Origin of the sequence: Flavobacterium sp., from assembly GCF_003525665.1 — a bacterium.
Lineage (GTDB): Bacteria > Bacteroidota > Bacteroidia > Flavobacteriales > Flavobacteriaceae > Flavobacterium.
Genome location: NZ_DQDX01000099.1, coordinates 1 through 11,682 on the forward strand (window position 1 = coordinate 1; position 11,682 = coordinate 11,682).

Below are 11,682 nucleotides of genomic sequence, written 5' to 3' on the forward strand. Positions count from 1 at the left end.
ATATTTTCGTCTATGAACAATCAAAGAACTTTACTTACCAAACCCGAATTATCAACTGAAAAGTCGTTAAAAACTTTGGTTGAAAACAGAACAGTTTATTCTCTGAATAATTGCGAACTCAACCTTTTTGAAACATATCAAGAATCGCAATTGGTTCCGTTAAAATTTAATGATTTGGTCGTGACAAGTATGCTGCGTGGTAAAAAAGTAATGCATCTTTTTGACGAACCTGGATTTGATTATTTGCCAGGAGAAACAGTTGTAATTCCGTCTAATGTAGAAATGAAAATCGATTTTCCTGAAGCTTCCAAAAATAATCCTACACAATGTTTGGCATTGGCAATCGAACAATCTAAAATTAAAGACACTTTAAATTTCTTAAACGAGCGTTATCCAAAAGAAGGAACCGACCAATTTTGGCAATTGAATTATCAAAATTATTTCTTTTATAACAACGTCGATTTGGCTACGACCATCAACAAACTCATCAAAGAATGCATGAGCACGTCAATCACAAAAGATGCTTTGGCCGATTTGACTTTGCAAGAATTGTTGATACGAATTATTCAAACGCAAACTGCAAAATCGATTGATGACGGATTATTTAGTAATCCGAACAATCCAATTTCAGAAGTTATTGAGTTTATCCGATTGAACTTAAAAGAAAACATCAGTTTGAAAAGTTTAAGCGATAAAGCGTGCATGAGTACAACTTCATTTTACCGGTTTTTCAAAAGAGAATTAGGCATGAGTCCGATTGAATTTGTATTGAATGAAAAGATAAAATGTGCCAAAAAATTACTCAAAAATCCGTCAATTCAAATCAATGAGGTTTGTTATTTATCAGGATTTGAAGATGCCAATTACTTTATTCGATTGTTTAAAAAGCACGAAGGAATTACTCCGAAACAGTATCAGTTACTTTACGTGAATTAATTTTACAAATGAAAATTATAACTTGGAATTGTAACATGGCTTTTAGGAAAAAAGCAAAATATATTTTTGCATATAAGCCAGATATTTTAATTATTCCTGAGTGTGAAAGCCTAGAAAAATTATTTTTTATGGATGGATTAGAAATTCCTAGCGACACAATATGGTACGGGAAAAATCAAAATAAAGGAATTGGAATTTTTGCATTCAATAATTATAAACTCGAATTACTTAAATGCCATAACCCTAGTTTTAAAGATGTGTTACCTATTTCAGTAACTAGTGCTAATCATGATTTTATTTTGTTTGCAATTTGGGCAAATAATCCAGAAGACAAAGATGGTGCTTATGTTACACAAGTATGGAAAGCCATAAATTATTACGAAAAGTTACTATCCGAAACTAAAACTATTTTAATAGGAGATTTTAATAGTAATAAAATTTGGGACAAATCAAGAAGAGAAGGAAATCACTCAACAGTGGTTGAAAAATTGGAAGAAAAAAAAATCTATAGTACTTATCATAAATTTTTTAATCAAATTCAGGGTAAAGAAGAACATCCAACACTATATATGTATAGACATAGAGATAAACCATACCATATTGATTATTGCTTCGCTTCAAAAGATTTTATAGAAAATTTAAAATCTGTAGAAATTGGAGCTTATGAAGATTGGTACATGTATAGTGATCACAAACCATTGATTGTTGAATTCAATGATTTGTTGACTAAAATATAAAAATTTAAATTATTCAATATATTTTACTGGTTCTAAATCTTTCTCTTCGTCTTCGGTGAAAATTCGATATTCAATTTGAAACGTTTTTTTCAAAGGAGTTTCCAATGAAAATCCGCCAACTCCAAAAGCATCAATTACTTTCAAGGTAAAATGCGCATGTTTCCAATATTCGAATAAATCTTTGTCTACCCAAAACTCTGTGTTTTCAATAGTTCCGATGCAAACGTCACCCATTCGTTGGTAAAAACCACCTTTTTCAAAACATTGTGGTTGCGTTCCTTCACAACATCCGCCAGCTTGATAAAACATCAAATCGCCGTGCTTTTCCTGCAGAATATGTATTAAATCTATTGCTTCTTTTGTAGCATCAAGTCGTTTTGTCATTTGATAATAATTTTGAAATAAATGTTTTTAAAATTAAACCTTAATTTTGTTTATCAACAGTAAACTAAAAAAGCATTACTAATTTGGTGCGATTCCTACGGAATGACAAAGTAGTGACAAAATAAAAAAACCTACAAGATCAAAAAAGACCTTGCAGGTTTGTTCAACCAATCAATATACTAAAAGAATCCTAATTTCTTTTTATCGTAAGAAATCAACATGTTTTTAGTTTGACGGTAATGACCAAGCATCATTTTATGATTTTCTCTTCCAATTCCTGATTGTTTGTAACCTCCAAATGGCGCGCCTGCAGGATACGAATGGTATTGATTTACCCAAACTCTTCCGGCTTGAACTGCTCTTGGAACTTGATAAATTTCGTGTGCATCGCGTGTCCAAACTCCAGCTCCTAAACCATACATTGTGTCATTTGCAATAGCAATTGCTTCTTCTGTAGTTTTAAAAGTAGTGACTGCCAAAACTGGTCCGAAGATTTCTTCCTGAAAAATTCGCATTTTATTATGACCTTTAAAAATCGTTGGTTTGATGTAATAGCCGCCAACATGATCGCCTTCGAAAACATTTTCATCGCCACCAGTTAGAACTTCTGCACCTTCTTCTTTTCCTAATTTTATGTAGGCCATGATTTTCTCTTTCTGAACTAACGAAGCCTGAGCGCCAATCATAGTTGCCATATCCAACGGATTTCCAGCTACAATTGCTTCCGTTCTTTCGATAACTCTTGCGATGAATTTGTCATAAATATCTTCGTGAACTAACAATCTTGATGGACAAGTACAAATTTCACCTTGATTTAAAGCAAATAAAACCGCGCCTTCAATAGCTTTATCGAAGAAATCATCATCATGATCTGCTACTGATTTCATGAAAATATTTGGAGATTTTCCACCTAATTCTAATGTAACTGGAATGATATTTTCAGTAGCATATTGCATTACTAATCTACCAGTTGTAGTAGATCCTGTGAATGCTGCTTTAGCCACTTTTTTATTTGTAACCAACGCACGACCTAGTTCAGAACCAAATCCGTTAACGATATTTACAACACCTGCAGGCAATAAATCACCAATTAATTCTATCATAACCATAATAGAAATTGGAGTGCTTTCGGCTGGTTTTAAAACAACCGTATTTCCTGCTGCTAATGCTGGAGCTAATTTCCAAACCGCCATCAAAATTGGAAAATTCCATGGGATAATTTGAGCAATTACGCCTAATGGTTCGCTTAAAGCGATAGAAACTGTATTGGCATCCAACTCAGCAATTGTGCTTTCTTCGGCACGAATTACACCTGCAAAATATCTAAAGTGATCAATTGCTAAAGGCATATCTGCATAAGTGGTTTCACGAATAGGTTTTCCGTTATCAACTGCTTCAACAGCTGCTAAATACGCCAAATTATCTTCAAGAACTTGAGCAATTTTGTTTAACAAAATACTACGTTCTGTTACCGAAGTTTTTCCCCAAGTTTCAAATGCTTTGTGCGCTGCATCAACTGCCAATTCTAAATCTTCTTTAGATGAATGTGCTGCTTGCGTAAACACTTTTCCATCAATTGGAGAAACTACATCAAAGTAGTTTCCGTTAACTGGAGCGACGAATTTTCCTCCTATATAATTATCATACTTTGCCTTAAAATCAGGTCTTTGTGCTATATTGCTCATGTTTGTAAAATTTAAGTTTTATCAAAAGTAGTTTCTAAAATCAAATAGAAATAGCACAAAAAGTTCATTTGATAGCACAAAATTGATAACAATGTAATTTTAACATGATTTTATTATACAAAGCAGAAAAATATAACAAATAATTAATGAATTTAATAATTTAAAAGAAGCGTGTATTTGAACAAAATATAATTTGATGTAAATACAACAATGCGTATCTTTGCAACCTCAAAAAAACAAACGATTACAATGAAGATTTCTTACAACTGGATTAAACAATTTTTGAAAATAGATTCAACTTCGGAAGATGTTGCTTCGATGTTAACCGATTTAGGATTGGAAGTAGAAATAGTTGAAAAATACCAATCTGTAAAAGGTGGATTGGAAGGCGTTGTTGTAGGTCATGTTTTGACTTGCGAAAAACATCCAGATGCCGATCGCTTGAATATTACAACTGTTGATTTGGGTACTGGAACTCCGGTTCAAATTGTATGTGGCGCAAGTAATGTTGCCGCTGGACAAAAAGTACCAGTTGCTACCATTGGAACAAAATTGTTTGACAAAGACGGAGTAGAATTTGAAATAAAAAAAGGGAAAATTCGCGGACAAGAAAGTCACGGAATGATTTGTGCCGAAGACGAATTAGGTCTTGGAACTTCTCACGACGGAATCATGATTTTAGATTCAAAATTACAACCTGGAACGCCAGCTGCGACCGTTTTTAATATCGAAAATGATGAAGTTTTTGAAATTGGATTAACTCCAAATCGTGCCGATGCTATGTCGCACATGGGCGTTGCTCGTGACTTGCGTGCAGGATTAATTCAGAAAAACCCAACGGTTTCACTTGAATTAATTACGCCATCCGTTTCTAAATTTAAAGTTGATAAAAGAATTCTCAAAATTGATATTGATGTAAAAAATGCCACGCTAGCTCCAAGATATTGTGGAGTTACCATTTCTGGTGTTACAATAAAACCTTCACCAAGTTGGTTACAAAATCGTTTGAAATCAATTGGATTAACTCCAAAAAATAACGTAATTGACGTAACTAATTATGTTTTGCACGAATTAGGTCAACCATTACATGCATTTGATGCTTCAAAAATCAACGGAAAAGTTACTGTAAAAACTGTTGAAGCTGGAACAAAGTTTACAACTCTTGATGATATTGAACGTACTTTACACGAAGAAGATTTAGTAATTTGCGACGATAAAGGTCCGATGTGTTTGGCTGGAGTTTTTGGTGGAAAAAATTCGGGAGTTTCAGAAAACACAACTACACTATTTTTAGAAAGTGCTTATTTTAATCCGGTTGCGATTCGTAAAACTGCTAAACGTCATGGTTTAAGCACCGATGCATCGTTCCGTTTTGAAAGAGGAATTGATCCAACAATAACAGAATATGCTTTAAAACGTGCAGCACTTTTAATTCAAGAAGTTGCTGGTGGCGAAATCACATCAGATGTAATTGATATTTATCCAAAGAAAATTGAAGATTTCACCGTTTTCTTAAATTTTGAGAAAGCCAATAAATTAATAGGTCAAGAATTACCAAAAGAAACAATTAAAAAAATTGTTGCGTCTTTAGACATTAAAGTAAACAGTTCATCGGATGCTGGTTTGGGATTAATAATTCCTGCCTATCGTGTTGACGTTCAGCGTGAAGTTGACGTTATTGAAGAGATTTTGAGAGTTTATGGCTACAACAACATCAACTTTACTAAAAAGTTTCATGCAACAGTTGCCAAAGCGCCAAGAACAGAAGATTATAAAGTTCAAAATATAGTAGCTTCACAATTGAATTCGTTTGGATTTCATGAAATGATGGCCAATTCTTTAACAACTCCAGATTACGTAAAATTATCTGATTTGCTAAAAGAAGAATATAATGTAGTGATGTTAAATCCGTTGAGTAATGATTTATCAGCGATGCGTCAATCGTTGTTGTTCTCTGGATTGGAAGCTGTTTCGTATAATATCAACAGAAAAAATAGCGATTTAAAGTTATTTGAATTCGGAAAAAGCTACCGCAAGTTATTATCAGGATATAATGAAAAGAAACATTTAACGTTATTTTCAACAGGAAATAGAACGTTAGAAAGTTGGACAAATACGCAAAAACCAACCGATTTCTTCTTGTTCAAAGGCTATGTAAATTCGATTTTATCACGATTAGGATTTGATAAAACTCAAAACACACCAGTAGAAAACGATGTTTTTGCAGAAGGAATTGGATTCACTTATGGCAAAGATGTTTTGGTAGAAATGGGAACGGTTAAAAAATCGATTTTAAAACATTTTGACATTAAGCAAGAAGTATTTTATGCAGATTTCAACTGGGATTTGGTTCTAAAATTATTATCGAATAAAATAAAATACACAGCAATTCCGAAATATCCTGAAGTTCGTAGAGATTTTGCTTTATTAGTAGATTCTTCTGTAGCCTTCGAATCGGTTTATAAAGTGGCGCGTCAAACCGAGAAATCACTTTTAAAAGAAATCAATTTATTTGACGTTTATGAAGGTCAAAATCTACCAGAAGGAAAGAAATCGTATGCTGTGAGTTTCATTATTCAAGATGCAACAAAAACACTTACCGATACTCAAATTGATAAAATTATGAGCAAGTTGCAAAACAATTTTGAAACCGAACTTGGAGCGCAACTTCGATAAAAAATTAAATACAATAGCTACATCCCAAGACCAACCTCTTGGGATTTTTTTATCTTTACATTTGATTAAAAACAAATCATTTCTAAAACTTGTAAAATATGCCTAAAATAATTATTGATCCTACATCAAGAATACTTTATGCGTCGTTTTATATAGAAGGATTATACCAAGTTTTTGGAAAGAAAAACGTAACATTCTCTACAAAGTATTTTTCAGATTTAAAACGAGATAAGGAAGCATTTGCATTTGAACATTATTTTGCATTTGTACTAATCAACACTGATAAAAAAGTAACGAAATACATCATTGATTTTTGCGATCCAACTGACATAAATTCAACCGCTTATGATTGGTGTGATTATTATGCGAAAATAAATTTAGACCTTGAACATGATTTTAATTCTCAAGAAAAAATAATTTCTATTCCGCCAAGTTTTGGAATCAAAATATGGAATCATCCAGAAACTATTTACCATTGTATTAGTAATTTAATCAAATGTAAATCGGGATTAATTATTCCTGTAAAACGATTTTTAAGAGACTATCGTGAGCAACTTAAACGTCCAAAATTGGATGCATATCAAACTACTAAATTTCCAAAAAATAGTTCTGAAAAAACTCCATATGTTTATCTAATTGCAAGTTTATGGCAAGATAAAGATTCTATGTCTCGAACAAATCTATTGCGAAAAAATTTTATAGAACTATGTAAATCAAATAATTGCAATTTTGAAGGAGGTTTTTTTACTTCGAAAGATGCCGCAATACCTCAAGGATTTGAAGATTTTTTATTCTATAAATCTTATTCGACAAAAGAGTATGTCGCCAAAACTATTTTATCTAAAATGGTATTCAATACGCCATCGGTTCATAAATGTCACGGTTGGAAATTAGGCGAATTTTTGGCTATGGGAAAACCGATACTTTCTACTCCTATTTCAAATAAATTACCCGAAGAATTGATTCATGGAAAACATATCCACATAGCAACATCAGAAGAGGAATTGAAAGCTGCAGTTGAGCTATTACTTTCTAATAATGACTATTGCGACCATTTATCAGAGAATGTAAAAACTTATTATGAGAGTTTTGCAAGTCCGATTGCTGTAATAAAAAACATAGTTAAAGCCGCAATTCAATAGATTCTATAAAAAAAAGCCTAATGAAATTTCACCAGGCTTTTTTACTATATATTAGTATTCTCGCATTTTTTCAAACGTTGAATTCAATACTTTTTTAAGTTTTTCAACTGCATGATAGAACGCTTTTTAAGGAGATTCTGCATGATCTGTTACTACAATTGGTTGCTTTTTTTGTAATCGAACTTCTAGCAAACAGCGTTTGTCATTCTTACCAAATTTCTCGCCATTTTCATCACCAAAATGTACTTCTATTCTTGTGATTTTATCATCAAATCGGTCTAATTCTTTTTTTAATTCAGCAGTGTAAAAGTTTATTGCTCTTTCGTTTCCGTCAACGTTTTTGTCTGTGTTAATTTGAATTTGCATAGTTTATTGTGTTTAATATTAGTTTTATAAAGTTACTAATAGGCACATGAAAAACACAGTTGATTAATATAAGATTATGAAAATTATGTGAAATTTTTAAGATTTTATACTATTAAGTTTTAGCTAAACCATTAAAAAATAACAACTTAAAAAAGTTATCGTTTTAAAGTAAAATGTCCGCGATGCGTTCTTCCATCTTGTCTGCTTACCAAAAACCAATAATCGTCGGAAATCGCTTGTTGGCCATTGTAAAGTCCGTCCCAACCTTGATCATCCGAACCAAAAGACGTGATTACTTTACCATATCGATCAAATATTACAACCGTTAAATCTTGCTCAAATTGCGAGTTTTTAATTCTCCAAGTTTCGTTTACGCCGTCACCATTGGGTGTGAAAAATCGAATGTAATAAAGTATCCAAATAACTTGCTGTGTTTTGCCACAACCAAATTTATCTTTTGCATAAACGGTATAAAATCCTGGAGCAAGATTAGAAAACACATTAGAATCTTGATAAATAACATCATCCAATGAATATTCAAAAGCACCAGTATTGGTTGTGATTACTGTAATTGAATTATCGTTTTCCGTCCAATCAATAGTAACTAATTCATCAATCTCTGGTTGTTCAGAAATTGTAACAGTGATATCTTTGGTATTGGAACAAAAATCTACACCATAACTATTGGTAGCTGTAACCGTAAGATTAGTAACTCCAAGTTGAGAAACAGTAATTGTTGGAGTAGTTGCACCTGTAGACCATAAATAGGTTGTTGTAGGAAGATTTCCTGCCGATGCATCTAAAGTAATTGGGCTTGAACTGCATCCAAGTGTATCAGCTGGTGTTGTGATTACTGGAGTACGTCCCACAAGTACATCAAATGATTTTATGTCATAACAATCGGGTACCGCATTAAAAATCATTCGAACATAAATCGTTTGCGGATTTGAAGTTGGATTGAAGTTGGTCAAATTAGTTATTTCATTTAAATCATTTTGAGCGTCGTTTAATGAAGCATGGTAACTTATAGAGTAGTCTGCCGGCGGCAATGTTCCTAAAATACTTGGCGTTTGTACACCAAGATTAAACGTTTCATTTCCAGTTATTACAGTGGCACATTGAAATAAATCGTCTGGTTCGTTGGCATTTATGAAGGACGACAAAGCAGCAACATCATAGATTTTAGTAACTATATTTCCGCAATCATCTTCTACTTGAAAAGTGTAAACACCTGTTGGAAGATTGTAAAAGACATTGGAAGTTCCGTTATCTAGAAAAAATGGTGTTCCGTTTTGTGTTGTAATCGAATAATTTAATGGTGCTTCACCTGTTGCAGAAACAACAACATCAAGCGAACCTGAAGTTGAGCAAAACAGCCTATTAGTACCAAGAATTTCTAACGCTTGGTCAAAATCTAATGACGGATTGATGATTTCAAAACAATTTTTATCAATAGAAGGACTGGCACCACCTAAAACTGATGCTCCGTTGTTATAGGAAAGAAAATGTCTGAAAATTCTAAATGTTCCGTTGAAAGAAAGATTAAAATTTGAGGACATATTTGCTAATGGGTACGAGTTATTTGCATCTGGAACGGTACCATTCGGATAAACAACATTCGTTCCAGGATGACCCCAAGTATTTGTTGCTGGATCAATGAGTTTTTGCAACCAGAAAGTCTCAGCCGCTACACCATTACTAATAAAAGAAAGCGGCACATTGAAAGAGCCACAATTAATTTGTAATGATGAAGTATTGTCTGAAATTGCGTAACCTTGAGCATCTACAGTGTAAGAATTTGTGAAACCACAGGCATCTACGGTTTCAAAAATATAAGTTCCTTGTGGTAAATTATCTAAATATAATCTGCCATTTGCCAAAAGATTACTTGTAACATTGTTAGGTAAAGTAGCTGTATAAGATGTTGGAGCCGATGAAATTATAACCGAAGTAAGAGCACCATTATTACTGGATAATTCTAATGAAGTGAGACCTAAACCACATCCTGGTCGAAAATTAACTGAATTGCCTTGATCTACATAAGCAGAAACTGTAAGTGAAACAGGTGGCAAAACAGTACCACACTCATCAATTAAATCAACTATATAATCACCAAATGGAACGGGATTCATAATTAAATCGCCTTCCGAATCGATAAATGCAGAAACATTGTGAGGTAAAGAATTTGGATATCCAGATGGAGCAGAAGTTATAATCGCTGTAACAATATCGAAATTAAGAATTGAAATACTAAAATTTCCTGTATTGGATAAACAACCGTTACTTGCAGCAATTACGGTTGGTTCGGGTTGGTTGAAAGGTATTGTAAAAACTCTTGTTCCAGTTCTTCCGCAACTGTCAACAATATCCACTGTGTAACTTCCTAAAGGTGTAATGTTGGTATCTGAACCAAAAACAACAACGTTTGTTGAAAATGGTCCAGGATAACTGCTATTGTATAAAGCAGGATCAAATCCGGCAGGAACTGAGGTGAAATTTAAATTAAATGGTGGTGTAAAATTACTAATATTCAATGAGAAAAAATTCTGATTACATTCTAAAATAGTTATGTTACTAGCAATTTGGATTGAATTATCTAATGGAAAATTTTCGGTATAAGTAGCACCGCAAGCATCCGTTATCGAAATTGAATAATCGTAGGTTTCATTAATGTAGTCTGGAATTGTTAGAACCAAATTTTGTGAAGTTGCATTGCCACTATTTAATGTAGAAGTTGTAATTATTGGTGTGCCACCATTTGGCGGATTAACTTGATAGGTAATATCTAAAGGATAGCCAATAACGGTTCCAGATGCTGGAGTTAAAGTATTAGTCACTACAATAAAATTACACGATGATGGCGAAGTGCTTGTAATTGCAGGTGGATTTATAGTCAGTCCAGCTGTATTTAAAGTAACTGTAAAGGTTTGCACTACTCCTATTCCGCAATTATCAAAAACCCTTATACGATAAATTCCTGGCACTAAACCAGTAAATTGATTGCTTGTCTGCGCTGGAAAAAGCATTGGACCTTCAATTATTTCATAAGTTACACCAATTCCAGAAGTTACACTAACACTAATTGTGCTTGTAGTTGAACACGCCTGATTTAAAGCCGAAACATTATAAACTAAAGGTACAATTGTATTACTAATAACAACTTGCTGCTGCTGCGTAGTAGTTACGCCATTGACTGTTTCTTGAGCAATAATAGTATAAGTGCCGGCAGAAAGTCCGTTAATTGTATTTCCACTTATTGTGGCATAAGGAGTAACTGTTTCTGGTGCTTTATAGACCACAAAAAGTATTGACCCATTTGGATCGGGATTGAAAGTTGTAAAAGTTATGGTTCCGTTACCGGCACAAGATTCGTTAGTTGAACTTGCGGTAAAGGTAAAGCCCATCATAGAAATAGGCAAAACTAAGATCCATAAGAAAATGAAATTTAATTTTATTTTCATATCACTAATTATAGTTTATTATAGGGTAGAATTTGGGGAACTCTCATCAAATTTAGTAAAAAATTAGAACCAAACTGTAATAATAACTAAAATTATGTAGAATGTTTCACTTAAGTTAATAAGTGGATTTGATTTTTTTTATTTAAAAAAAAATCCACAACATTGCTGTTGTGGATTGGTAACTATATTGCAAGTAAATTTCTTCGTTGATCAATACCCCAGAATGAAAAAATTATCTACAAATTGCTTTGCAATAAAATTAAAGAAAATACAACAATGTAGTTAATCTATATAC

8 protein-coding genes are annotated in these 11,682 nt (G+C 32.9%); 4 read left to right on the forward strand and 4 right to left on the reverse strand.

Translation table 11 applies throughout. The annotated features are described in order from the left end of the window. A partial coding sequence (locus tag DIU01_RS07210) for an AraC family transcriptional regulator N-terminal domain-containing protein (protein ID WP_367221829.1) occupies window positions 1-936 on the forward strand: 936 nt, incomplete at its 5' end. Window positions 937-944: 8 nt separating this feature from the next. After that, a complete protein-coding gene (locus DIU01_RS07215) occupies window positions 945-1,673 on the forward strand; it encodes an endonuclease/exonuclease/phosphatase family protein (RefSeq protein ID WP_290832957.1) in 729 nt (242 codons plus the stop codon). A 9-nt stretch (window positions 1,674-1,682) separates the two neighbouring features. Here the strand turns inward: DIU01_RS07215 and DIU01_RS07220 are convergent, their stop codons facing one another. Further along, window positions 1,683-2,057: a DUF779 domain-containing protein gene (locus DIU01_RS07220; RefSeq protein WP_290832959.1), complete on the reverse strand. Its 375-nt coding sequence runs from the start codon at window positions 2,055-2,057 to the stop codon at window positions 1,683-1,685. 179 nt (window positions 2,058-2,236) lie between these two features. Then, a complete protein-coding gene (locus DIU01_RS07225) occupies window positions 2,237-3,742 on the reverse strand; it encodes an aldehyde dehydrogenase family protein (protein WP_290832960.1) in 1,506 nt (501 codons plus the stop codon). 249 nt (window positions 3,743-3,991) lie between these two features. On the opposite strand from DIU01_RS07225, the gene pheT reads away from it, so the two are divergent. Both pheT and DIU01_RS07235 read left to right on the forward strand, forming a co-directional pair. After that, window positions 3,992-6,418: a phenylalanine--tRNA ligase subunit beta gene (gene pheT, locus DIU01_RS07230; protein ID WP_290832961.1), complete on the forward strand. Its 2,427-nt coding sequence runs from the start codon at window positions 3,992-3,994 to the stop codon at window positions 6,416-6,418. 98 nt (window positions 6,419-6,516) lie between these two features. Next, a complete protein-coding gene (locus DIU01_RS07235) occupies window positions 6,517-7,560 on the forward strand; it encodes a glycosyltransferase (RefSeq protein WP_290832962.1) in 1,044 nt (347 codons plus the stop codon). 126 nt (window positions 7,561-7,686) lie between these two features. Here DIU01_RS07235 and DIU01_RS07240 read toward each other — a convergent pair whose 3' ends face one another. Together DIU01_RS07240 and DIU01_RS07245 are read right to left on the reverse strand one after the other, a co-directional pair. Further along, a complete protein-coding gene (locus DIU01_RS07240; protein ID WP_290832963.1) occupies window positions 7,687-7,926 on the reverse strand; it encodes an HPF/RaiA family ribosome-associated protein in 240 nt (79 codons plus the stop codon). A 155-nt stretch (window positions 7,927-8,081) separates the two neighbouring features. Continuing rightward, complete coding sequence (locus DIU01_RS07245; RefSeq protein WP_290832964.1) at window positions 8,082-11,387, reverse strand: T9SS type B sorting domain-containing protein; 3,306 nt, start codon at window positions 11,385-11,387, stop codon at window positions 8,082-8,084. Between the last annotated feature and the right edge of the window lie 295 nt (window positions 11,388-11,682).